At 34.3% G+C, this 25,030-nt stretch carries 24 protein-coding genes; 15 read left to right on the forward strand and 9 right to left on the reverse strand.

All coding sequences use genetic code 11. The annotated features are described in order from the left end of the window. Nucleotides 1-22: 22 nt before the first annotated feature. Genes CSUIS19073_RS02545 through CSUIS19073_RS02565 form a run of 5 tightly spaced genes read right to left on the reverse strand, consistent with a single transcriptional unit; the run spans nucleotide 23 to nucleotide 6,293 of the window. Nucleotides 23-664 carry a methionine ABC transporter permease gene (locus tag CSUIS19073_RS02545; RefSeq protein ID WP_086237256.1) on the reverse strand — a complete coding sequence of 214 codons (642 nt, stop codon included), beginning with the start codon at nucleotides 662-664 and terminating at the stop codon, nucleotides 23-25. Continuing rightward, nucleotides 661-1,629 carry a methionine ABC transporter ATP-binding protein gene (locus CSUIS19073_RS02550; protein ID WP_086242273.1) on the reverse strand — a complete coding sequence of 323 codons (969 nt, stop codon included), beginning with the start codon at nucleotides 1,627-1,629 and terminating at the stop codon, nucleotides 661-663. Before CSUIS19073_RS02550 ends, CSUIS19073_RS02545 begins: the two co-directional genes overlap by 4 nt. Nucleotides 1,630-1,632: 3 nt before the next feature. Further along, nucleotides 1,633-2,181 (reverse strand): hypothetical protein, encoded by a 549-nt coding sequence (locus CSUIS19073_RS02555; RefSeq protein ID WP_086242272.1) that lies wholly within the window; start codon nucleotides 2,179-2,181, stop codon nucleotides 1,633-1,635. Next, nucleotides 2,178-3,527: an AAA family ATPase gene (locus CSUIS19073_RS02560; protein WP_086242271.1), complete on the reverse strand. Its 1,350-nt coding sequence runs from the start codon at nucleotides 3,525-3,527 to the stop codon at nucleotides 2,178-2,180. The genes CSUIS19073_RS02555 and CSUIS19073_RS02560 overlap by 4 nt, the downstream gene beginning before the upstream one ends. A gap of 9 nt (nucleotides 3,528-3,536) precedes the next feature. Continuing rightward, nucleotides 3,537-6,293 carry a valine--tRNA ligase gene (locus tag CSUIS19073_RS02565; RefSeq protein ID WP_086242270.1) on the reverse strand — a complete coding sequence of 919 codons (2,757 nt, stop codon included), beginning with the start codon at nucleotides 6,291-6,293 and terminating at the stop codon, nucleotides 3,537-3,539. Nucleotides 6,294-6,429: 136 nt separating this feature from the next. On the opposite strand from CSUIS19073_RS02565, the gene fumC reads away from it, so the two are divergent. The 15 genes from fumC to hypA all read left to right on the forward strand — a co-directional run bounded on the left by fumC (nucleotide 6,430) and on the right by hypA (nucleotide 21,667). Then, a complete protein-coding gene (fumC, locus tag CSUIS19073_RS02570) occupies nucleotides 6,430-7,827 on the forward strand; it encodes a class II fumarate hydratase (protein ID WP_086242269.1) in 1,398 nt (465 codons plus the stop codon). Nucleotides 7,828-7,869: 42 nt separating this feature from the next. Further along, entirely contained in the window at nucleotides 7,870-8,535 is a 666-nt protein-coding gene (locus CSUIS19073_RS02575) for an AzlC family ABC transporter permease (protein ID WP_086237250.1), read from the forward strand. A gap of 456 nt (nucleotides 8,536-8,991) precedes the next feature. Then, complete coding sequence (locus CSUIS19073_RS02580; RefSeq protein ID WP_086237249.1) at nucleotides 8,992-9,681, forward strand: XRE family transcriptional regulator; 690 nt, start codon at nucleotides 8,992-8,994, stop codon at nucleotides 9,679-9,681. A 198-nt stretch (nucleotides 9,682-9,879) separates the two neighbouring features. Beyond that, nucleotides 9,880-10,188 (forward strand): AzlD domain-containing protein, encoded by a 309-nt coding sequence (locus CSUIS19073_RS02585; protein ID WP_330518967.1) that lies wholly within the window; start codon nucleotides 9,880-9,882, stop codon nucleotides 10,186-10,188. A gap of 263 nt (nucleotides 10,189-10,451) precedes the next feature. Beyond that, nucleotides 10,452-11,603, forward strand: coding sequence for a hydrogenase small subunit (locus CSUIS19073_RS02590; protein WP_086237247.1), 1,152 nt, complete (start codon nucleotides 10,452-10,454; stop codon nucleotides 11,601-11,603). Nucleotides 11,604-11,606: 3 nt separating this feature from the next. After that, nucleotides 11,607-13,328, forward strand: coding sequence for a nickel-dependent hydrogenase large subunit (locus CSUIS19073_RS02595; protein ID WP_086242268.1), 1,722 nt, complete (start codon nucleotides 11,607-11,609; stop codon nucleotides 13,326-13,328). 10 nt (nucleotides 13,329-13,338) lie between these two features. Next, entirely contained in the window at nucleotides 13,339-14,016 is a 678-nt protein-coding gene (cybH, locus tag CSUIS19073_RS02600) for a Ni/Fe-hydrogenase, b-type cytochrome subunit (protein WP_086237245.1), read from the forward strand. Then, nucleotides 14,017-14,556, forward strand: coding sequence for a HyaD/HybD family hydrogenase maturation endopeptidase (locus tag CSUIS19073_RS02605; RefSeq protein WP_086237244.1), 540 nt, complete (start codon nucleotides 14,017-14,019; stop codon nucleotides 14,554-14,556). Beyond that, nucleotides 14,553-15,992 carry a hypothetical protein gene (locus CSUIS19073_RS02610; RefSeq protein WP_086242267.1) on the forward strand — a complete coding sequence of 480 codons (1,440 nt, stop codon included), beginning with the start codon at nucleotides 14,553-14,555 and terminating at the stop codon, nucleotides 15,990-15,992. Before CSUIS19073_RS02605 ends, CSUIS19073_RS02610 begins: the two co-directional genes overlap by 4 nt. Then, nucleotides 15,979-18,201 (forward strand): carbamoyltransferase HypF, encoded by a 2,223-nt coding sequence (gene hypF, locus CSUIS19073_RS02615; RefSeq protein WP_086242266.1) that lies wholly within the window; start codon nucleotides 15,979-15,981, stop codon nucleotides 18,199-18,201. Before CSUIS19073_RS02610 ends, hypF begins: the two co-directional genes overlap by 14 nt. A gap of 17 nt (nucleotides 18,202-18,218) precedes the next feature. Next, the gene (hypB, locus tag CSUIS19073_RS02620) at nucleotides 18,219-18,935 is read left to right on the forward strand and encodes a hydrogenase nickel incorporation protein HypB (RefSeq protein WP_086242265.1); all 717 of its coding nucleotides are present in this window, start codon (nucleotides 18,219-18,221) and stop codon (nucleotides 18,933-18,935) included. Further along, nucleotides 18,935-19,216, forward strand: a complete 282-nt coding sequence (locus CSUIS19073_RS02625; protein WP_034961189.1) for a HypC/HybG/HupF family hydrogenase formation chaperone — start codon at nucleotides 18,935-18,937, stop codon at nucleotides 19,214-19,216. The genes hypB and CSUIS19073_RS02625 overlap by 1 nt, the downstream gene beginning before the upstream one ends. Before the next feature lie 20 nt (nucleotides 19,217-19,236). Then, nucleotides 19,237-20,325, forward strand: a complete 1,089-nt coding sequence (gene hypD / locus CSUIS19073_RS02630) for a hydrogenase formation protein HypD (protein ID WP_086237240.1) — start codon at nucleotides 19,237-19,239, stop codon at nucleotides 20,323-20,325. Further along, nucleotides 20,326-21,315 (forward strand): hydrogenase expression/formation protein HypE, encoded by a 990-nt coding sequence (hypE, locus tag CSUIS19073_RS02635; RefSeq protein ID WP_086242264.1) that lies wholly within the window; start codon nucleotides 20,326-20,328, stop codon nucleotides 21,313-21,315. 10 nt (nucleotides 21,316-21,325) lie between these two features. Next, a complete protein-coding gene (gene hypA / locus CSUIS19073_RS02640; protein WP_086242263.1) occupies nucleotides 21,326-21,667 on the forward strand; it encodes a hydrogenase maturation nickel metallochaperone HypA in 342 nt (113 codons plus the stop codon). Here the strand turns inward: hypA and CSUIS19073_RS02645 are convergent. Genes CSUIS19073_RS02645 through tatB form a run of 4 tightly spaced genes read right to left on the reverse strand, consistent with a single transcriptional unit; the run spans nucleotide 21,645 to nucleotide 24,937 of the window. After that, nucleotides 21,645-22,697, reverse strand: coding sequence for a hypothetical protein (locus tag CSUIS19073_RS02645; protein WP_086242262.1), 1,053 nt, complete (start codon nucleotides 22,695-22,697; stop codon nucleotides 21,645-21,647). The genes hypA and CSUIS19073_RS02645 overlap by 23 nt on opposite strands. Continuing rightward, on the reverse strand, nucleotides 22,697-23,713 hold the full coding sequence (gene queA / locus CSUIS19073_RS02650) for a tRNA preQ1(34) S-adenosylmethionine ribosyltransferase-isomerase QueA (protein ID WP_086237236.1): 1,017 nt from the start codon (nucleotides 23,711-23,713) through the stop codon (nucleotides 22,697-22,699). The genes CSUIS19073_RS02645 and queA overlap by 1 nt, the downstream gene beginning before the upstream one ends. Further along, the gene (gene tatC, locus CSUIS19073_RS02655; protein WP_086237235.1) at nucleotides 23,706-24,449 is read right to left on the reverse strand and encodes a twin-arginine translocase subunit TatC; all 744 of its coding nucleotides are present in this window, start codon (nucleotides 24,447-24,449) and stop codon (nucleotides 23,706-23,708) included. The genes queA and tatC overlap by 8 nt, the downstream gene beginning before the upstream one ends. Beyond that, nucleotides 24,449-24,937 carry a Sec-independent protein translocase protein TatB gene (gene tatB / locus CSUIS19073_RS02660; RefSeq protein WP_086237234.1) on the reverse strand — a complete coding sequence of 163 codons (489 nt, stop codon included), beginning with the start codon at nucleotides 24,935-24,937 and terminating at the stop codon, nucleotides 24,449-24,451. Before tatB ends, tatC begins: the two co-directional genes overlap by 1 nt. Nucleotides 24,938-25,030 lie beyond the last annotated feature (93 nt).

Consider the following 25,030-nt stretch of genomic DNA (forward strand, 5'->3'; position numbering starts at 1 on the left):
ATCGGCTAAAATTTAAATTTAATTACTTTTTAACAATTTTATATAGTAAATTTCCGCTACTTTGTATTATTTGAACCATTATGATTAAAATAATAACAGTATAAGCCATAATATCTGGGCGAAATCTTTGGAAGCCATATCTCATAGCTACATCGCCAAGTCCGCCACCGCCAACCGCACCAGCCATCGCTGTAAAGCCAACAACTACTATTAATGTAAGGGTTATGGCATTTATGATGCTTGGCAGTGCCTCTACAAATATAACCTTAAATATTATTTGAGTTTTAGTGGCTCCATAGCTTAGCGCAGCTTCAATTATACCGCTATCTACTTCATTCATTGCATTTTCAATTAGCCTAGCTATAAAGGGTGCTGAACCAATAGTAAGCGGAACTATAGCCGCTGTGGTGCCAATACTTGTCCCAACAATAAATTTGGTAAATGGAAATAATACAATTATAAGAATAATAAATGGAAAACTTCTAAGAGTATTTACTATTATATCTAATGAATTGTAGATTGCTCTATTTGGTTTTAGGCCATTTTTGCTAGTTATGACTAATATAATGGCTAAGACTAATCCAATGATAAAGGCTAAAAATGTAGAGACAAAGCTCATATATAAAGTGTCTAAAGTCGCTTCAAAAAGTAGTTTTGCTATCATTTTTTCTCCTTTAAAATTTCATATAAAGCCCCTTGACTTTTTATAAATTCCTCCACTCTAAGCTCATCTTTTGGCTTTACATTTATAACTAGACTTCCAAGGACGCTACCACCTAGCTTTTCTAATTTGCCCCAAACTATGTTAAAATCAATATCAAGCCTTCTAGCCATAGATGTGATAATGCTATTCATCGCTACATTTGGTGGGAAAAATATCTTTATATTTACCCCAGTATCTGGTAAAATTTCATCTTCTCCAAGGAAGTTTTTCATATTTTCATCTGGATTTAAAAATAGCTCTACAATTGATCCGAAGTTGGTTATCACGCCACTTTGGAGTAAAATAGCTCTATTTGCTATGTTTTTTACCACCTCCATTTCGTGTGTGACTAGCACTATTGTGATACCAAGCTTCTCATTTATCTCTTTAAGTAGGCTTAAAATTTGCTTTGTTGTGTTTGGATCAAGCGCGCTCGTAGCCTCATCGCTAAGTAAGATTTTAGGATTAAGTGCTAGAGCCCTAGCAATGGCAACTCTCTGCTTTTGACCCCCACTTAGCTGACTTGGGTAACTTCTAGCCTTATCTTTTAATCCTACAAGCTCTAAAAGCTCATCAACACGGGCTTTTATAGCCTTTTCATCATAGCCCCACACACGCAAAGGCATAGCGATATTTTCAAAAGCTGTTTTTCTACTCATTAAAGCAAAATGCTGAAATATCATGCCTATATCTCGCCTAAGATCTCTTAATCCATTTTCATTTAACGATTTTATCTCACGCCCTAGCACTTTTAGACTGCCATTTTGATAGCTTTCAAGCCCATTTATACAGCGTAAAAGCGTGCTTTTACCAGCACCACTGTGACCAACGATAGCAAATATTTCACCCTTATTTATCTCGCAACTAACATTATTTATGATGAGATTTTTGCCATAATATTTTTTTAAATTTGAGATTTTTATCATATTTTAACCTATTTTTTTGAAAAAATCGAGATCTAACTCAATACAACCATTGTTATCACATTCCACTTCTTTTGGTATTAAGGAAGAATTTTTTGTATCCATATTTGTTGGAGATTTTTCAGAGATTGCTCTTTTTGGATATAGATAAATGAATTGTTTATTTTCAAAATTTAAATTTGCTGACTTTTGTAAATTATAAGCACTATATAAATAATCGAATAGAAGTTGGCTATTTTTGCATTGTTTTAAAGCTTTATCACGTGGATTTTCATCATTATTATATATTGTATCGCCGGAGGTGGATTTTAGCTCTACAAAATATACTTTATCATAACTAACTACTATAGAATCGCAAGATGGAATAGCATCTTTAAATAGTTCAGCTTTAAATTGATCTTTTTGTTTTAGAACAAAAAAACTTCCATTTTTTTCTATACTAACTTTCTTGATATAACTTTTATTATTTATTTCTTCTATTATATAATATTTCCCATCCCCGCATTTTAAATTATCGCTTAAAAAACTATAAAAATTTTGTAATTCTTTTTTCATAATCGGCTCTTTAAAATTTGCTCATAAATTTTATCTTGAGCTATGTTTTGCATATTTATCACTTCATTAAAAGTTTTCATAAAAATACCATCATCTTGAGTAATTTTAACACTTTCAGTAGTTATTTCATCTCTAATTTTTATAGTTTGATAAGCTCTTACTTTATTAGCGTCTAATTGCATTTGTTTTGAATACTCTTCTAAATTTTTCAAATTTTCATCGCTAATATTTTTTAGGCAAATACATGAACTAAACTCACGCAAAATATAATCACTATGAGTGCTGATAAACACCTTTATGCCGATATTTACCAACATAACTAAAAGCCTAGCTAGTAGAATTTGATTTTTTGGATGCAGGTTTAATTCTGGTTCATCTATAATTAAAATATCATTTTTTTGTGCTTGAAATCTAATATATAAATCTAATAAAAATAAAGATTTAACAGAGCTAGAAGTTTGCTGGATATTTATAGTTTTGTGTTTTTGGAGTATTTTTTGTTTTGCACCAGTCGCAAATTGTAATCCATAATCATTTATTATATATTTTCCGCCAACTATCTGCCAAAGCAAATCTAAAATTTTATTATTTTTACTTTCAGCGATAAAGCTTTTTTGATTAGTAACATTTGATATATCATTTATAAGAGATATATTGTCGGTAATTGGCAAAGGATAGCGAGAGGTAGCTTTTTGTATATAGTTATTTATATTATCGATGATATCTCCTTGATTATTTTGGGTTAGACCTGCTAGGATGTTATTTCTGCTTATATTTAACTCACTATAAAACATAGCAATACCTGTGCGTTCTACACTAATAATATTTATTTGATGTCTATAAAATAATCTGCTTATTATAAGATAAACTAAAAATAAATGTATATTTTTAGATGATAAATCATCTCTATCAAAAAATTCAAATATTATATTTTCATCTGCTTTATAAACATTAAAGAAAGAATTTTGCTGTTTAAAAATCTTTTCGTAATTTAAAATTTCAAAACTTAATTCAAATTTAGCATCTTTGTAAATATCTGCATTGCCTCCTAAAACTTTTACAAGTTTATTTTTGTATAGCTTATTCATTTCGTTTTTTAGATTTGCGTGAATTTGGATAAATTTTGTTTCTTCAATAGCGATAATATTTTTTTCTTTTTGTATAAAACTATCTTTATGTCTTAAAATAAGCTCATTAATATTTTCAGGTAATAATCTCCAAAAACCATAAAAAGCATAAACAGCATAGGTTTTACCACTATTATTTTCACCGCAAAGAATGGTTAAGTCGCCAATTTCTATCTCCGCTTGATTTAAAAGTCCTAGATTTTTAACCTTAAAATTCATTATTTATCCTTATATTTCTCCAAAATTTCTCAGCTCACTACACACTTTTTCAAATTTCTCCTTAGCAGTTACTAGACCATATTTATTGGTTTGTAGCACGGCTTGTGGAGCATTTGCTGCAAATTTTTCATTATTTAGCATATTTTCAAGCTTAGCTATCTCTTTTTCAAGCTTGGTTTTTTGCGAATTTAGCCGTGCGATGATGGCAGTCGTATCCACTCCTGAAAGTGGGATAAAGCTCTCTAAATTCTCACTTACATCTCTAGCTGAGTTTGGTACTATCTCATCTGTAAGCTCTATATCTTCGCATTTGGCTAGGAGTTTGATGAAATTTAGATATTGGTTTATATTTAAGTTTTTGTTTATCCTTATGAAGGCTTTTGAAATTTTAGCATTTCCTTGGTCGATTGTAGCCTTAGCACGGCGAATGCTTATAATGGCTTCGATAATTAGCTCAAATTTAGCTACGATCTCCTCATCTATTAAGCTAGGTTTTGGGTATTTCATCACCATTATGGAGGTAGAATTCTCTAAATTTGTGCCACTTAACTCATGATACAAATACTCGCTTATAAAAGGCATAAACGGGCTTAGTAGCTTCATACTCTCTTTAAAAATAGAGCCAAGCTCGATAATTGCACTCTTATTAGCTTTTGATAGTTCAATTCCCCAATCACAAAACTCATCCCACAAAAATTTATACACCCTATCTGCTGCGTCATTAAATCTATAGCTATCAAGAGCCTTTCTAGTCTCATTTGTAGCTATTTTAAATCGGCTTAGTATGTATTTGCCAAGCTCTGAATGCACAGCATTTTCATCAAAATCTGGGAATTTATCTGCATTTAGCATTAGGAATTTACTTGCGTTGTAAAGCTTGTTTGTAAAATTCCTTACTAGCACCATCTTCTCTTCGCTTAGCCTTATATCTCGACCAGCAACGCAAAGTAAAGTAAGGGTAAAACGCAAAATATCAGCTGAATATTCATCTATTTTTTCTAGTGGGTCTATCACATTTCCACTTGATTTACTCATCTTTTTGCCATCTTTATCCTTTACAAGTGCGTGAAGATAAATATCTTTAAAAGGCAGTTTTTCTGTGGCATTTTCACACTGAAACATCATTCTAGCAACCCAGAAAAAGAGTATATCAAAGCCAGTAATTAGCATAGTATTTGGGTAAAATTCGCTCAAATCTCCATCAAACCATTTATCATTTTTAAGGGCATCTCCATTTCCCCAGCCAAGCGTAGAAATAGGCCAAAGCCCACTAGAAAACCAAGTATCAAGCACATCTGGATCTTGAGTGAATTTAACTCCACCACATTTTGGACATTTTAGCGGTTTTTCACTCTCATCAGCCCACTCATATCCGCACTCGCAGTAAAATACTGGAATTTGATGCCCCCACCATAGTTGGCGACTAATACACCAATCTTTTAGCTCTCTCATCCACGCATTAAAGCTATTTATCCAGTGCGATGGGTAGAATTTAGCTCCGCCATCATTTACATCTTCTATGGCTTGTTTTGCGATATTTGCTTTTACAAACCACTGCTTACTTATATATGGCTCAACTACATTTTTACAGCGGTAGCAATATCCTACTTGATTTTCATAATCTTCGATTTTTTCTACAAAGCCCTTGCTTTCTAGTTCATTTATGATTTTTTCTCTAGCTTCTAATCTTTCTAATCCTTGAAATTCCCCACAATGCTCGTTTAAAATTCCCTTTTCATCAAAGATAGTTATAAATTCCAAATTATGCCTTTTGCCCACTTCGTAGTCATTTGTATCGTGAGCTGGAGTTACTTTCACCACGCCAGTTCCAAAGCTCATATCAACATGGCTATCAGCTATAATCTTGATTTTACGATTTAGTAGCGGTAGCTCTACGCTTTTACCAATTAAGCTTTTATATCTCTCATCATCTGGATTTACCATCACAGCAGTATCGCCAAAGTAGGTTTCAGGTCTAGTAGTAGCCACCACGATATAGGGACGCTTGCTCGCATCTTTAGCGGAGCTTGAATTTTGCTCGCTTGATGAATTATTTATTCTATCTGCACTCGCAAAATTCTGCGCAACCCCCAAATCTGCTTCGCAATCGCCACCTATCTGGCTATGGTTTGAACAACTATTTTCACATAAAAAATATCTCAAATGATATAATTTACCCTTATTTGCCCTATGCTCGACCTCTACATCGCTTAAGGCTCCATCGTGAGTACACCAATTTACCATATAGTTTCCGCGGACTATCAAACCCTTATTATATAAATTTACAAAGGCTTTTCGCACGGCGTTTTTTAGCCCCTCATCCATAGTAAATCGCTCTCTACTCCACGCTGGAGTTATACCAAGGCGACGCATTTGGTGGAGTATTATACCGCCGCTTTTTTCCTTCCATTCCCAAGTTTTTTTAAGGAATTCATCTCTTCCAATTTGCTCTTTTGTAACCCGACTAGCTAAAAGTTGTTTTTCAACCACATTTTGAGTAGCAATTCCGGCGTGATCAAGCCCTGGTTGCCATAGAGTTTTATACCCATCCATTCTTTTATATCTTGTTATTATATCTTGTAAGGTAAAGGTAAGCGCATGCCCTATATGAAGCACTCCAGTAACATTTGGGGGCGGCATCATAATGCAAAAAGTTTTATTGTCTTCTTGAATATTTTTGTTTCCATCTATCTCAAAATATCCACGATTTTCACAAATTTTATAAAATTTCTCTTCTACCATTTTCGCATCATAAAATTCAGCCATTTTTTGCCTTTAATGAAATATAAAAAATATGCGATTTTAGCTAAATTTATATAAATAAATAATAAAATTTATGAAGCTGTAAGCCATTTTAATGGATAATAGCGACTTTAGACTTCTAAATTATGAAAGGATTAAAATGGATTTTCGTATAGAAAAAGACACAATGGGCGAGATTAAGGTGCCAAATGATAAGTATTGGGGAGCTCAAACTGAAAGAAGTTTAGAGAACTTTAAGATCGGTAAAGGCACTATGCCAAGTGAGGTTATAGAGGGTTTTGCGTATCTTAAAAAGGCTTGCGCTATCGTAAATAACAAGCTTGGTCGCTTAGATGAAGCTAAGACAAAAGCTATTTCTCAAGCTTGCGATGAGGTATTAGCTGGTAAATTAGATGGAAATTTCCCACTTGTAGTATGGCAAACAGGTAGCGGAACTCAGTCAAATATGAACTTAAATGAGGTTATAGCTAACCGAGCTACTGAGATTTTGGGCGAGGATTTTAGAAGTAAAAAGCTAATCCATCCAAATGATGATGTAAATAAGGGTCAAAGCTCAAATGATACCTATCCAACTGCTATGAGAATTGCTTTTGTCTTAGAGATTGCTAAGCAGCTACTTCCAGCTATTGATAAGCTTTTATCCACGCTTGAAGCAAAGAGCAAAGAGTTTACAAATATCGTAAAAATCGGTCGCACCCACTTACAAGATGCTACACCTTTAACCTTAGGTCAAGAGTTTAGTGGATATGCTCATATGCTAAAAGCTAGTAAAAATCAAATTCTAGCTACAATTCCATTTTTAGAAGAGCTTGCTATCGGTGGGACAGCTGTGGGAACTGGATTAAATAGCCATCCTGATTTTAGCCCTATGGTTAGTGAGGTCTTAAATGAGATAACTAAAACTGAGTTTAAATTTAAATCTCATCCAAATAAATTCCACGGATTAACAAGCCATGACGCTGAAGTTTTCTTAAGCGGTGCTTTAAATGGTCTTGGATCAAATTTAATGAAAATAGCAAATGATATAAGATGGTTAGCAAGCGGTCCAAGATGTGGTATTGGCGAGATAAATATCCCTGAAAATGAACCAGGAAGCTCTATTATGCCAGGTAAGGTAAATCCTACTCAATGCGAAGCCGTAACAATGGTAGCTGTCCAAGTAGCAGGCAACCATGTAAGTGTGGCTATGGGGGCATCTCAAGGAAATTTTGAGCTAAATGTATTTAAGCCAGTTATAGCTCATAATATTTTAGAGAGCATTAGATTATTAAGCGATTCTATGATTAGCTTTAATGACCATTGCGCGGTGGGAATTACTGCAAATGAAGCTAAAATCGATAAACTTCTTCACGAAAGCCTTATGCTTGTAACTGCTTTAAATCCACATATCGGATATGAAAATGCAGCAAAAATAGCAAAAACAGCTCATAAAAATGGCACAACCTTAAAAGAAGAAGCTATAAATTTAGGTCTTTTGACAGCGGCTCAGTTTGATGAGTGGGTCAAACCTGAAGATATGACCGCTCCTAAAAAGTAAATTTTTAAATCGCATTGCCTATTTTGGCGGTGCGTTTGACTTATGAATCTTAAATTTAAAATATTTCAATCCACAATTGCTGTTATGATGGGTTACGCATCACTTGGCTTTGCCTTTGGGCTATATGGTGCTAGTATGGGTATGCCAAGCTGGATAATGGGCATTACAAGCGTGATGGTTTATGCTGGTAGTGTGGAGTTTTTGCTTGTTGCTTTTATCGTAAGTGGAGCGAATTTGTGGGGAATATTTTTTATCTCATTTTTGCTAAATTTTAGACATTTTTTCTACACTTTAGGACTTTTAGAGGAGATTAAAAAGCTTAAATTTAGATATTATTTTATCTATGCTTTAAGCGATGAGACTTATGCTTTGATTAAATCACGCAATGATATTGATGACACAAATAGGGATTTGATATTTAATTTTACCGCTTTTTTAAACCAAATTTACTGGGTATTTAGCGTAATCTTAGGTAGTATTTTGGGCTCAAATTTAAATTTAAATTATAAGGGGATTGAGTTTAGCTTGGCTGCTTTGTTTGGTGTGCTTTCATATGAGGTTTTTAAACGAGATAAAAATAATCGTGTGGCTATGCTTGGATTTGGCGTGGGGATTTTGGGGCTATTTTTATTTCCTTTGCACTACTATCTATTTTGCTCACTTATTTTGGTTATGCTTATTTTGATAATTTTTAAAAGGCTGTTTTAATGTCTAACATTTCTTTTAATTCTTTGGCTCTGCCTCTTATACCTTTTGTTTTGCCATAGCTCATATTTAAAAGCAGTCTATAATCGCTTTCATTTAACTTTTTAATTTAGCCCAAGTACGAAGCTTAAAGCCTTTTTTGCTCATTTGCTCAGTTAAACTTGTAAAGCTTTTACGCATTTTTACTCCTTTATGGTATAATCACTTAAACCACTCCAAAAAAAGGAGTGGTAAAGATGATTTTATAACTCAAGTTTGAAAGTGATTTTTAGCTTCCAAACTTGAGTTTTACGACCACCTTTTTACACTTTAAAACTTTCATTTTAAAGCTCCAAAAGTGATATTATCCCCACCCACCCAAGCCACTTTTAAAAAAAATCTTTTTGTGATACAATTCTTTTAAAAGTAATAGAATTATAGTGTAATTTATTAAACTTGTCAAGACAAAAGGTGTATTTTATGAATATTTCTCAAAAAATTAAAAATGCTAGAGAAGCTAAAAACTTAACACAATTAGAATTAGCTAAATCAAGCGGTGTTTCACTGGATTCAATAAAAAGATATGAAACAAAAGAATCTAATATAACAATACATAATTTAATAAAAATTGCAAAAGTTTTAGATATTGATTTGAATTATTTTGCGAATGCCCCTAAGTTGTCCCTTAGTCTGTCTTCTAAAATGTCCCTAAGTCAAGATAAATATGTCCCTAAGTTGGAAAATCAACAAGAAACCTTAAACGATGATATGATAAACATTCCTTTTTTTGAAAATGTAAGAGCAAGTGCTGGAAGTGGCACTTATAACGATGAAGAAAGCACTCAAGCTTTGGGACTTTCTAAAAGTTTTTTGCGTGAATGTTTTGGCTTATACTCTTTTATAAATCTCTCTGTGATTTTAGGACAAGGCGATTCTATGGCACCAACACTTCCTGAAAATTGCTATCTTTTAATCCAGCAAGGAGAAGTGGCAGAAGGCGAAATTTGTGTAACACGCATTGAAGATGAGCTTTATGTAAAACGCCTTCAAAAACGCCCCAAGCTAAAACTCCTTAGCGATAACAAAGCGTATGAGCCCATTAATTTAGAAGGTGAAAACTTTGAAATACTCGGACGCGTTGTAGGATATTTTAAAAAGACTACTCTTTAATTTTTTAAAGGTGTTTAAAAGACTTTGTAAAGTATTTATAAAAAGAATGTAAAAATGTGTAAAGCACAATGTAAAAAAATGTAAAGATAAAAGCTCACTTTGATTTCTAAAAAAATCTCATCAAAATACTATAAAATAATACTTTGATTAAAATTTATCTCACTTTACTTTTTTACATATCTTTATATAATGGAGTATTTGCCATATATTTTAGCTGGTTGTGTAGCAACCTTACTTTGTAGATTTTTGCCTTATTTTTTGTTTAAAAAACGAAGTAATGGGGAGGTGCTTAAATATTTAGAGCGTAGAAGCACTTTAGTGATTATGATTATTTTGACGATTTATGCAATCGCTAGTATGAAATTTGATAATATTTGGCTTGGTGCGTGTGCGGTGGCTTGTCTATTTTTGGCTATTACTTTACAAATTTGGAGAAAAAATAGCCTAATAAGCATAGCTGTGCCTACGATTTTATATATTTATATTGCTAATTTTAGCGGTTTGTAATTTTTAAATAAATTAATTTTTTTGCTTAAATTTAACTAAGATAAAATAAGTATTATTAATCTTTTATTTTTAAAATTTATTCTAATAATTTAAATTTAATAAAACAAATATAACATAATATCGGTTTATAGTAGCTTATAATTAAAATATCTTTAAAATATAAATTTAATTTTTATTTATCAATTTTATCAAGTTAAATGATAGTAAAATAACGGGTAAAGAATTTATTTTAAGATAAATTTAATCTCAATTAAGGAGAAATTATGGTAGATAATCACAATGTAACCACCATACAAAATAGACTATCAGAGTTAGCCAAGCTTCCAAAAATGAAGTCAAATAGCTCTATTATGGAGGTTTTAAATGAGCATGGATTTACTCGCCGTGACTTTATGAAGTGGGCTGGAGCGATGACCGCTCTTATGGCCTTGCCGGCTAGTTTTGCACCTATGGTAGCTCAAGCAGCTGAGCTTAGCGATAGATTGCCTGTGATTTGGCTCCATATGGCTGAATGTACAGGCTGTAGCGAAAGTCTTTTAAGAAGCGATACGCCTACAATTGATAGCTTGATATTTGATTATATTAGCTTAGAATATCACGAGACAGTTATGGCCGCTTCTGGCTGGCAAGCTGAAGAGAATTTAGAACAAGCTATACAAAAGTATAAAGGCAAATATGTCTTAATGGTAGAAGGTGGAATTCCAGATGGTGATAGCGCTTTTTATCTAACAGTAGGCCCAAAAGGCACAACAGGTAGAGAACATGCTATCCACGCTAGTGATAATGCTCTTGCTATCTTCGCTATCGGGACTTGCTCTAGCTTTGGTGGTATCCAAGCTGCAGCTCCAAACCCTACAAATGCTCAGCCACTTCATAAGATTACAAATAAACCAGTAATCAATGTCCCAGGCTGTCCGCCAAGTGAGAAAAATATAGTTGGTAATGTCTTAAATTTCTTACTATTTGGCACACTTCCAGCGCTTGATGTCTATAATAGACCAAAGTGGGCTTACGGGCTTAGAATTCACGATCTTTGCGAAAGACGCGGTCGTTTTGACGCTGGTGAGTTCGTGCAAGAATTTGGCGATGAAGGTGCTAAAAAGGGCTATTGCTTATATAAAGTTGGCTGTAAGGGTCCATATACATTTAATAACTGCTCTAGAGAGAGATTTAATCAACATACTAGCTGGCCTATTCAAGCTGGTCACGGCTGTATTGGCTGCTCTGAGCCGGATTTTTGGGATCAGATGGGGCCATTTGAGGTGCCACTAGGCGATAGATTATATAATACCGTATTTGATGGGCTTGGAGCGGACGCTATAAGCGATAAGATCGGTATAGGTGTATTAGCCATCACAGGTGTAGCTGTAGCGGCTCACGCACTTATTGCCACTGCAACAAAAGAGAAGGAGTAAAATATGAGCGGACAAAGAATAGTAGTTGATCCTATTACAAGAATCGAAGGTCACCTTCGTGTGGAGGTAGTTGTAGATGAGAATAATGTAGTTAAAGAGGCTTATAGTGGCTCAACTCTTTGGCGTGGTATTGAAGTGATTGTAAAGGGTAGAGATCCAAGAGATGCTGGATTTATGACTCAAAGAATTTGTGGAGTGTGCACATTTTCTCACTATAGAGCAGGTGTTGAAGCTGTAGAAAATGCTCTTGGCATCGTTCCTCCACTTAATGCAAAATTAACTAGAACTCTTATGAATGCAGCTCTATTTTTACACGATCATCCGGTGCATTTTTATCAACTCCACGCACTTGACTTTGTCGATGTGGTAAGCGCTCTTAGTGCTGATCCTAAAAAGGCTAGCGAAGAGGCATTTAAATACTGCGATACCCCATATGCTTGTGGTGCAGACCAGCTAAAATTAGTCCAAGATAAGGTGAAAAAATTTGTAGAAAAAGGTAATCTTGGGCCATTTGCTAATGCCTATTGGGGTCACTCTACTTATAAATTTACTCCAGAGCAAAATCTAATAGCCCTTAGCCACTATCTAGAGTGCTTAAGACTTCAAAGAACAATTGCTCAAGCTATGGCGGTATTTGGTGCTAAACAACCTCATCCACAAAGCCTTACAGTTGGTGGGGTAACTTGTGTAATGGATTTACAAAGTCCAGCAAGACTTGGTGAGTATATGGTTAAATTCCAAGAGATGGCTGATTTTGTCAATCGTGCTTACTGGCCTGATCTTGTAATGGCAGCTAAGGCCTATGCTAACGAGCCAAGCGTGGTAAATGATGTTGGAACTCCAAATTTACTAACATATCAAGATTTTCAAATTGGTGCTAATGAGTATCTATTTGATGGTGGATATATATTAAATGGCGATATATCTAAGGTGTTTGAAGTAGATGAGAGCAAAATTACTGAAGAGGCTACTCGCTCATGGTATAAAAATAATTCTCCACTTCACCCATACGATGGCGATACTACGCCAAATTATACAGGCTTTAAAGATGCTAAAACTCTTAATGCTAAAGGGGAGATGGAAGATACAAAAGTATTTGATATAGATGGCAAATATAGCTGGATTAAAGCTCCAAGGTATGACTCACTTCCAATGCAAGTTGGCCCACTAGCAAATATAGTTATAAATTACGCTAAAGGCAATAAAAATGTAGTGCCAGTAGTGGATAAATTCCTAGCTGAGACTGGACTACCTGTGAGTGCTGTATTATCAACTTTAGGTAGAACTGCGTGCAGAATGATCGAAGCAAAAATTATCGCTGATAATACCTTAAAAGCTCTAAATAATCTAATTGAGAATTTAAAAATAGATGATAGCACATGTGCTAAATACCAAATAGATCCAACAAAAGAGTATAAAGGTAGATTTATCGGTAATGTGCCTCGTGGTATGCTAAGCCACTGGTGTAGGATCAAAAATGGCGTTATAGAAAATTGGCAAGCAGTCGTCCCATCTACTTGGAATGCAAGTCCAAAAGATGCTAAAGGTCAAATGGGTAGCTATGAGGCTTGTTTAATAGGGTTAAAAATTTCTGATTTAAAACAGCCTTTAGAGATAATACGCAAAATTCACTCATATGATCCTTGTATAGCTTGTGCAGTTCATGTGATGGATACAAAAGGCAATGAATTAAGTAGCTATAAAGTCAATCCGAATTTAATCTAAGGGAGCAGATATGAAAAGTAGTAAAAAACATATCGCTGAGTATGAATTTAGCATAGGCTTACGCCTTACACATTGGATTAGAGCTATATCTATTGTGGTTTTAAGTATAAGTGGATTTTATATCGCTTATGTTTTTGTAAGTCCAGCTATCACAGGTGAGCCTATAAATTTTATGAATGCTAAATGGCGTGCCGTGCATCAGGTGGCTGGATTTATATTAATAGGTTGTTTTATATTTAAGACATATCTATTTTTCTTTGATAAACAAAGCCATATAGAAAGGGTGAGTGTAAAAAATGTTTTAAGCCCAAAAATTTGGATAGAGCAGATCAAATACTATCTATTTTTAGGTAAGCACCCACATATACAAGGGACATATAATCCACTCCAATTTGCCTCTTATATATTCTTTTATATTGTGCTTTTTGTTATATGCCTTACTGGCTTGATTTTATATGTAAATGTATATCACGAAGGGCTTGGTGGGTTGCTTTATACGCCTATGAGAGCTATCGAGGCTTGGATGGGTGGGCTTGCTAATGTGCGTCAAATTCACCACATTGCTATGTGGATTATCTTTATTTTTATGGTAGTTCATATATATATGGCTATATTTAATGCTATAAAAGGCAAAGATGGTGCTATGGATGCTATAATTAGTGGCTATAAATTCCCAAAAGAGAAGTAGATGCGTGTCCTAGTTTTAGGCATAGGGAATGTAATGTTCGCCGATGAGGGAGTCGGCGTTCATTTTGTTAAGATGATAGAGAATAACTTTAAATTCACTTCAGATCAGCATAGCTTAAAATTTGTAGATGGTGGCACCTTGGCTAATTATCTAACGCCGATAATGGCTGATAGTGATTATCTTATTGTTGTTGATTGTATCGATGCTGATGGCGGTCAGATTGGCGATGTATATTTTTTTGATTTTGAGGATATGCCAAAAAGTATAAATTGGTCTGGATCAGCCCATGAAGTAGAGATGCTTCAAACTATAGAGATGATGGATTTAGTAGGCGATAGACCAAAAACTAAGATAATTGGGGTGGTGCCAAAAAGGATTGAGCCAATGAGTTTTGAGCTAAGTAGTGAGATTTTAAATTCATCTGATTTGATGAGTAAGATAATCTTAAAAGAGTTAAAATCAATTGGTTTTGAGTATAATCAAATAGATAATAAAAATTTACAAGATATAGCAAATGAGTGGAAGAAGGAGCAGTTTTGATACTTTGCTTTGAATTTAGCTGCTCAAATGATGGGGCTATATTAGCATTTTTTTTAGATTTTTGGGCTAAAAAAAGTGCTTTAAAATACTCCATAACAAAAGAGCAAAAATATATTAAGTTATATATAGAAGGCGACGAAAAGGAGCTTGGCAAATTTAGTGATGAGTTTATATCCAAGGTTCCTAGTTCGATTTTTATCGAAGAAACCAAGGTTGTGCTAGGTGAGAAGCTGCCTATTAATAGTGAGTTTGAGTTTAATTTTAGCTATAAAAATATCACGCCATATACTTTAGAAAGTGGGATAAATGAGTTTGGATTTACTATAGATAATGAGCTTATAAATAGAGGTATAAAAGATATTTTAGATGGCAAAAAATTTATTTATGATGGCTATGAGATAACTAAATTTGATGGTTTTAATGCTGATTATTTAGTGCCTACTAATCTTAAAAACGCTGCGAAAATTTTTGTTTGCGATGAGAAGAGTTTGATCGCTTTGGCTAGTTTTGAAAAGCCTATAATGAGTCTTAGAGTTAATGCGATATACCGCACAAATCATAAAGACGCACCACTATATTTTGATCTTAGAAGTGCTTGGGATATTAATATTTATGAGATTGCTAAGGGTTTAAATGAAAAAGGGGTTAAATTTTTAGCTGTGAAAAGCTCTAAGAGTGATATGAAAATTTCAATCTTAGATGAGAGAATTTTGATTATTAATAGCGGAGAGTTTTTAGATGCGAAACAGCGTGAGTTTATAAACTCTTTTAGTGATAAAAATTATGCTCTTTTTGGGCTTTGCGTAAGTGAGTTTGGTCTAGCAAATTCCACCATAACAAGGGTATTTTTAAGCAAAAAAAATAGCGATTTTATCAAAGTGTATAAAGAAAATGATGAGTTTGATATGTTTAAAATAGAGCTACCAAAAAGCTTTGAAGAGATTTGGGATAAGATTGCTGAATTTGATGGTGGGGATAGATTATTAGCAAATTTCCAAAAAGAAAATAGATTGCCACAAGGCAAGATTGATCTGCCTAATAACTTCTATAGTCTATTTATGATTATTGATAAGATATTAGGCTACAATACTCAAATTCTAAATTATGCTAGAGATTATAGCGGACTTAAGGGTGTTAGGATTGATTTTAAGATGAGTGGTAAAAGTGAATTTGACTGGGCTAGAGCCATTAGAAGCACTATGAGCTTTAAGCTAGCTGGGGCTGATCCTAAGAATATTTCTTTTGGCTGTTTGGAGAGCTTGGCATTTTTCTTAAGCGATTTTGGCGATATACTCAAAGATGAGCTAGGCGCTACAAATATGATTTTTAGCGGTGCCTTATTTGAAAATCCAGTAATTGCAAATTTAGCCTTAAAGTTTTGTAACTCTAATTATCAAAGCAGATTTAGCGGATGTTATCCACTTGAGATTAGTTAAGATTGAAATTTATGGATTAGTTCAAGGGGTTGGTTTTCGTCCTTTTGTATATCAGCTTGCTACAAATTTAGGCTTAAATGGCATTGTATTAAATGATTCTAGCGGTGTAAAAATAGAGCTAAGTGGCGAGTTAGGCTTAATTGATGAGTTTATAAAATCCCTTAAAACTAAGCTACCGCCACTTGCTAGAATTGATAAAATTGTAGTAAGTGATGGCTGTAATATCTATAGTGATTTTAAGATTATTAGCTCTAAAGATAGCTATAAATTCGCACCCATTTTACCTGATTTTGCAATTTGTGATGAGTGTAAAAATGAGCTTTTAGATAGTAGCAATTATAGATATAACCATCCATTTATTAACTGCACAAATTGCGGACCAAGATTTTCTTTGATTAAAAGCTTGCCTTATGATAGAGCAAATACCACGATGGGTAAATTTAAAATGTGCGATAAGTGCGAAGCTGAGTATAAAGATCCGCTTAATCGCCGCTATCACGCTCAGCCCATAGCTTGTAAGAATTGTGGGTCAAGTCTAAGCTATAAAGATATGAGCGGTAATATTTTAAGCACCTACGAAAATGGGCTAAAAGATTGTGTAAATGCGATTAAAGATGGTAAAATCGTAGCGATTAAGGGAGTTGGCGGATTTCATCTAGTATGCGATGCCTTAAATCATCAAGCCATATCTACTCTAAGAGCTAGGAAAAATCGCCCTGATAAGCCATTTGCCATAATGTGTAAAGATATGGATATGGCAAAAAAATATGCCTATATAGATGAGAGTGAAGCTAGGATTTTAAACTCAAATTTAAAGCCAATAGTTTTATTAAATTCCAAAGATAAACTCCCAGATATAATCGCTAAAGATATCGGTAAAATAGGGATATTCTTGCCACCAACTCCGCTACATATCCTGCTTTTAAATATGCTAAATTCCCCAGTAATAGCCACAAGTGCAAATTTAAGCAAAGAGCCAATTATAAAAGATTATGAAACGCTTAAAGATAAATTGCGTAGGGTGTGTGATTTTGCTTTGGATAATGATAGGCAAATAGTAAATCCAAGCGATGATAGCATATGCTTTGCCCTAGATGAAAAGGCGATATATCTGCGAACTTCAAGAGGGTTAAAGCCATCTATTTTGCCACTAAATTTAAATGGCGACGCCCCTAAGGGCTGCTTTTTAGCACTTGGTGCCTTGATGAAAAATCAATTTGCTATTTATAAAAATGGATTGATATTTAGCTCTGTTTATATCGGCGATATGGGAAGTGTAGCGACAAAATTAAGATTTGATGAGTTACTAGAGAGCTTTAAGAGTATATATGGGTTTGAGTTTGATTTTGTTTTAGGGGACGCTCATCCGTATTTTGGATTTATAGATGATTTTGCGAAAAGTTATGAAATTCACAGAGTCTATCACCATCACGCTCACGCCTTAAGCGTTATGCTAGAAAATGGCATTAGCGGCGATGTGATAGCACTTAGCTTTGATGGGACTGGATATGGGAGAGACGCTACTATATGGGGTGGAGAGATTTTGAGATGCTCTAAGGGCGAATTTGATAGGATAATGCATTTTGATAGCTTTGATCTAATTGGCGGGGATAAGGCTATTAAAAATATATACTACCTAGCCTACGCAATAGCTAAAAAATACTCTTTAAATTCGCCAAAATTGGATAGATTAATACCTGAAATTCAAAAAGATAATCTAGATAAGATATTAAAAAATCAGATAAATACTATAAAATGTAGCTCTTTGGGTAGGATTTTTGACGCTTTTGCTTCTATAATTTTTGAGCTAAAATCTGTAAGCTATGACGCACAAGCTCCTATGATGGTTGAGGCTTTGTATGATGAGAGCTTGGATTTGGCTTATGAATTTAGTATAAATGATGGGATTATCAGCTATGAAAATGCCTTTAAAAAAGCCTTGGTAGATGAGCCTAGAATCGCAGCTACGGCATTTATAAATGGCTTAGCAAATTTATCCTTAGAGATAGCTAGTAGCTATAATCTACCTATTGTGCTTTGTGGTGGAGTATGGCAAAATAGGGCTTTGCTTAAAAAAACAATAGATAAATTTAAAGTAAATCAGATAGAGTATTATCTACCTATTAATGAGCCTATGAATGATTCAGCCATAGCGATGGGTCAAATTTACTTTGGTTTAAATATGCTTAGATATAATGATAAATTCTAAAATCAAAAGGAGACAATATGTGTAAAGATTGCGGTTGTAGTATGGGAAATGAGCATCACCATCATGACCATCCTGTTTTAAATGAAAAAAAGACGATAGAAGTAGTAGAAAAGATATTAAAAGATAATGATTATGAAGCAGAGCATAATAGGGCTCACTTAGATGAATGTGGGTTGCTTTGTATAAATTTGATGAGTAGCCCAGGTGCTGGAAAGACTACGCTTTTAGAGGCTACTATAAAGGCAAGTGGGCTTAGGATTGGTGTGGTTGAGGGGGATTTAGAGACTAATATGGACGCTAATCGCATTATAAATGCTGGTGGTAAGGCGTATCAGATTAGCACAGGGCAAACTTGCCATTTAGATGCTTTTATGGTTCATAATGGCTTACATCACTTGCCACTTAAAGAGCTTGATTTGGTATTTGTAGAAAATGTAGGTAATCTTGTTTGCCCAGCAAGTTATGATGTCGGTGCCCACATAAATGCTGTTTTAATCAGCGTGCCAGAAGGGAGCGATAAAATAGCAAAATATCCTGTTATGTTTAGGGTTGCTGATATAGTTATTATCACTAAAACTTCGCTTTTAGAGCATTTTGATTTTAATATTGACGAGGTTAAAAAAGAAGCTAGAAAGCTAAATCCAAAGGTTGATATTATAGAAGTAGATAGCAAGAGCGGGGCTGGAGTTGATAAATGGATAAATTATATTAAATTTAAAAAAGAGATTAGATAATGTGTCTTAGCATACCATCAAAAGTAATATCAATAGATGAGAATAATTTTGCCATAGTTGATACTATGGGAGTTAGGCGTGGAGTGAGTTTGGACTTGATAGCTGAGCCTGTATCGGTTGGGGATTATGTGCTTATACATGTGGGATTTGCGATGGAAAAGATCGATACTAAATATGCTTTAGAGAGCTTGGAGATTTATAAACAAATCGCAGATGATATGAGTAGTGGTAAAATATCAGCCGATGAAGGCGATATGGGTCTAGCAGCGTTGAAAGATTAAATTTAATAATTAGGCAGATAATGGATTTAATAAATAGTTTTAGAGATAAAGATAAGATTTTAGCCTTAAGCAAGATAATTAAACAAAGAAGTAAAAAGCCATTAAATATTATGGAGATTTGTGGCGGTCATACTCATAGTATAATGAAATTTGGTTTGCCTCAATTAGTAGGAGAGCATATCAATTTCATTCACGGCCCAGGATGTCCGGTGTGTATAATGCCTAGAAGTCGCATTGATGAGGCTATAGCAATTGCTAGTATAGAAGGGGTGATATTTTGCACTTTAGCTGATATGTTAAGAGTGCCCGGAAGTAAGGGCTCTTTAGCTGAGCTTAGGGCTGGTGGGGCTGATATTAGGGCTTTATACTCTCCACTTGATACAATCACAATAGCCAAAGAAAACCTAGATAAAAAAGTTGTATTTTTTGCTATTGGATTTGAGACTACTACTCCTATGAGTGCTGTGGTGGTAGAACAAGCCATAAATTTAAATTTACAAAATCTATTTATACATTTAAATCATGTAACAGTCCCAGCTCCAGTAAGGGCTATAATGAGCGATAAAGATGTGAAAATTGATGCATTTTTAGGGCCAAGCCATGTAAGCGTGATTACTGGTAGTAAGATATATGAAGAGCTTGCTAATGAGTTTAAGACCCCAATTGCCGTAAGTGGCTTTGAGCCTTTAGATTTGATGGATAGTATATTAAATTTAGTAAATCAACACCAAAACGGCACCTATAAAGTCTATAATGAGTATGCTAGAGTAGTTACCAAAGATGGTAATCAAAAGGCTAAAGAGCTGATAAATAGGTATTTTGAGCCGTGTGATTTTGAGTGGAGAGGGCTAGGCGTTATCAAAGATAGCGGATTAAGGCTAAGAGATGAGTTTGATTATTTAGATGCTAAAAAATATTTTAATATAGAAGTAGGCGAGTCTAAAGAATCCAAAGCCTGTATCTGTGGTGAAATTTTGCGTGGTAAGGCTAAGCCATATGATTGTAAGGTCTTTGGCAAGGTGTGTAATCCGCAAAATCCTATTGGTAGCTGTATGGTAAGCGGCGAGGGTGCTTGCGCGGCGTATTATAAATATAGTAAAAGAGGGTAGATGCAAAAGATAATGTTAGCTCATGGTGGTGGTGGGCAAGAGATGAATGATCTTATTAATGGGTTGATTTTTAAGATTTTTAATAATGAAATTTTATCGCAAAATAATGATAGTGCGATTTTAAATTTAAGCGGAAAACTAGCATTTAGCACTGATAGCTTTGTGGTAAGTCCTACTAAATTTCCAGGTGGAGATATTGGTAAAATCGCAGTTTGCGGGACGGCAAATGACCTAGCTATGGTAGGAGCCAAGCCTAGATATATTAGTTGTGCTTTAATCATAGAAGAGGGGCTTGATATAAATGAGCTTAAAGATATTTTATCTAGTATGAAAAGCACAGCTGATGAGGCTGGAGTAGCTATAGTTTGTGGCGATACTAAGGTTGTTAGCAAGGGAAGTTGTGATAAAATTTTTATCAATACCTCAGGCGTGGGAGAGATAATCAAAGAAGTTAGAATAGAGAATTTAAAAAGTGGCGCTAAAATTCTATTAAGTGGCGATGTCGGCAGACATGGTGCGGTGGTATTAGCAAGTAGAAATGAGCTAAGATTACAAAGCGATTTACAAAGCGATTGTAAGCCTTTATACAAAATTGTAGAAGCACTTTTAAATGCTGATATCACTCCTCTTGCTATGAGAGATGCTACTCGTGGTGGACTCTCGGCTGTATTAAATGAGTGGGCGAAGGCTTGTAAGCGAGATATTAAAATTAGCGAAGATAGTATCGCTGTGAGTGATGAGGTGATGGGGATTTGCGAAATTCTTGGCTTTGAGCCTTATGAGCTAGCTAATGAGGGAACCTTTGTTTTAGCTGTTGAGCCTAAAGATGAGATTAAAGCGGTTGAGATTTTAAGAGAATTTAACTCAAACGCAAATAGCATTGGCGAGATTTTAGATAGTAATAAATCAAATGTAATTATACAAAATAGCTATGGAGCCACTAGATTTATGGAGCCACCAAAGGGCGAGTTGCTACCTAGAATTTGCTAAAGGAGATATTATGCATGAATTAGCCATAGTTCAAGATCTGTTTAAGCTTTGCGAGACAAATGCGATGAAACATAATGCTACAAAGATAAGTAAAGTAGAGGTTGAGATAGGTAGATTAAGTGGAGTAGAAGCCCACTATTTACAAAGTGCGTTTGATGCTTTTAAAGCTGATACGATATGCTCAGGTGCCACACTCATAATCCATCCTAAAGATATTACCGTTAAATGTAATGAGTGTAGTGCTCAAAGTATCCTTGTAGAAAATGAATTTCTCTGTCCTAAATGCGGATCAAACTCCTTAGAGGTCATTAGTGGGGAGGATATGTATCTTATGCGTTTGGAGATGGAGTAGGGGGGGGGTATTTTATAATCTCAAATAACTCATCGGCAGTATAAGGCTGATGTAAGGTCGCATCGTCAAGACTACTAGCTATTTTATCATAATTAGAATTATCGCTTATGGTGATAATCTTAAATTTTTTGATTTTTTGCCACTCTTTGATTAAATTTATCTCACTATATGGTAGATTTTTGACTATTTTTGCTTGAATAAATAGAAAATCTGGCTTATATAGCATATCTATTATATGGTTTTTTACGCTCTCCCAGCTAGGATTTGGCTGGGTGGAGATACCATAAACACTAAGCTCTGCTACAAGCGTGAAAAATTCAGTTTGGCTCTCATATGCTATTAGGGCATTTTTTTGCATTACTGATTTTATATTTAATGGATTATTTAATTTATGCATTGTTATATTAAATGAAAAAATAGAGCTATTTGGCTTTGAGCTAAATTCAATCTTAGATCCAATTAAATTGGCATAATTTGAGGCGATATGGAGATATTTGTAGTTTATATTTTTATTATTATCATCAAGTGCGGTTTGGATTTCGTTGCTATTTATATTGGCTGATGTTTTGATTGAAATTTGATATTCATCTTTTGTTTTGGTTGGTTTTATGGATAATAAAATCGAGCTATTGCTTACACTTTTATTGACAAAGCATATGAGATTGTGCGTTATATTGGTGATGGCTTTAAAATTTGCACTAAAATATCTAGCCTGTCTTGGAGAGTAATTAAAGATTATTGAGTTATTATTTTGTGCGGCTTTTGCGTGAAGCACTTTAAAAAACAGCCCCAAACGCTTTATTATATCCCCGTTTTCTACCTTATTTTGGAAAAATACTAAATTTAATTTAGCTAAGTTTTTATTTTGTGTGTAGATTAGTTTTTGATTTCTATTTTTTACAGGGCGTCTATTGATAACTATTAATATTATGATTAATAAAAGTAAAATGCTAAAGGCTATATGCTCATTTGTCCCAATTGTCTGACTTGCCATTAAAATATCTGCTATAAAAAGTATAAATAATCTCATCATATCACCAACATTGCATCGCCATAAGAGTAGAATTTATATCCCCTATCTATGGCTTGTTTATAAATTTCTTTGACATTTTCTAAACCGACGAAACTCGCTACTAACATAATTAGCGTTGATTTTGGTAAATGGAAATTTGTTAGTAGATAGTTTTGTCTTTGCGGTGGATTTGCTGGATGTAAAAATAGATCGCACAAACCATCTTTTATACCGCTTTTATAAAAATACTCAACGCACCTAGTAACCGTAGTCCCAACGCCAAGAATTGCTCTATGGCTATTTATGGATTTTATAGCTTGATCGCTTATGGAGTAAATTTCACTATGAATTTTATGATCTCTGATATCGCTAGTTTCAACTGATTTAAATGTCCCAGCACCAACATGGAGAGTGATATATGAGATGTTGTGTTTGGTTTGTAGATTTTGTATCATCTCATCACTAAAATGCAAGCTCGCAGTAGGAGCGGCTACGGCGCCATCATTTTTGGCAAATACGCTTTGATACCATACTTCATCACTTTTTTCATCATCTCTTTTGATATAAGGTGGCAAGGGGATATGACCTATTTGATTTAGAATTTTATATAGTTTTGGGGTGTCTAAAAGCTCTTGATTTTGATAAAATTTGACAATTCTATACTCATCTAAAATCTCTATAACTTCACAGCTTAATCCCTTGTCAAATTCTAAAATCGCCCCAGCTTTTATGCGACCTTTGATTAGAGTGCTAAATTTGCCATCACCCAAAGGCTGATTAAGTAGCAATTCTACGGCTCCACCACTGCTTTTTTTACCATAAATTCTAGCTTTTACCACCTTTGTATCATTAAATATAATATCGCAATCTGGCAAAAAGTCCATCAAATCACCAAATTTAGCATGGGTTATTTTAGAGTTGTTTCGCTCATAAACAAGCAGATTTGCACTCTCTTTTGGCTTAGTAGGAGAGGTGGCGATGAGATGAGATGGTAGCTCGTAATCATAGCTACTTAACGCAAATATATCACTCATCATCGCTATTTTCTTCATCATCGGATTTTGGTGCTGGATTTACTAATTTGGCAATTAAAATTGATAAAGAGTAAAGTCCGATTAAAGGGATAGCAAGCATAAATTGGCTAAGCACATCAGGCGGGGTCATAATGGCTGCAAAAACAAATATCCCAACTATAGCGTATCTAAAAAATCTCTTCAAGCTATCATCTGTGATAACTCCGATTTTAGCTAGAAAAAATGTAACAACTGGAAGCTCAAAGCTAATCCCAAATGCCACTACAATTTTAGTAAAAAATCCTACATAATCCCCTATGCTAGGAAGTGCTTGAAATAGCGTTCCACCGAAATTTATAAGAAACGCAAAGCCAACAGGCACCACAAAATAGTAGCAAAATGCGGCCCCTACAATAAACATAATTGTAGCACTTAAAACAAATGGAATTACATATTTTTTCTCATTTTCATATAGTCCTGGAGCGACAAATAGCCAAAATTGCCAAAAGATAATAGGTAAAGCAAGCAAAAGTCCAGCAAAAAATGCCACCTTCATCGCTGTAAAAAATGGCTCCGCAACTTGAGTGAAGATAATATTGCTACCATTTGGCAGTGCAGCCTTAAGCGGTGCGGTCATAAAATCAAGCAAAGGAGCCCAAAAGTTAAAACATATAATAAAGCAGATTATTACAGATATAGCACTAATTAATAGGCGTTTTCTAAGCTCGATTAAATGTGGTCTTAAATCTTCAAACATTATGCCTCTTTTGCTTTTTGAATTTCATCTGGTTTATCTATTTTATTATCTATATCATCTGGGTTATTTGCTACTATATTTTTGGGCGGTTGTGAAGAGCTATCTTGATCTAGCTCCAATCCGGCATTTAATTTATTAATCGGATTGAGATTTGAGATTTCATTTTGAATATCAGCTAGGGATTTTTGCGTTGAGTTGTTAATGCTATTTATATTGCTTTTTAGCTCATCAAGCTCTTCAAATGTGAGCTTTTTCCTTACTCCATCTATACCGTTAGCTAGGCTATCTTTATACTTTTTGGCATCTTCTTTTAGTTCAGCGATCTTTATCTCTTGCTCAAAAGTGCTTTTAGCTCCGTTAATAGTCTGTTTAAAAACCTTAAAAAATTTAGCTATATTTACCATTGCACTTGGTAGTTTATCAGGACCTAAGACTATGACAGCGACAACGGCGATTATTATTATCTCGCTGATTCCCATTCCAAACATATAAATTCCTAAATTTAAATTTGGTGAGTATTTTACAATTTTTTTGCTTAATAGATATTGATTTTATTTGGATGGATAGTAAAGCCCTTTTGG

Origin of the sequence: Campylobacter sp. RM19073, assembly GCF_024723495.1 — a bacterium.
GTDB classification, from domain to species: Bacteria; Campylobacterota; Campylobacteria; order Campylobacterales; family Campylobacteraceae; genus Campylobacter; species Campylobacter porcelli.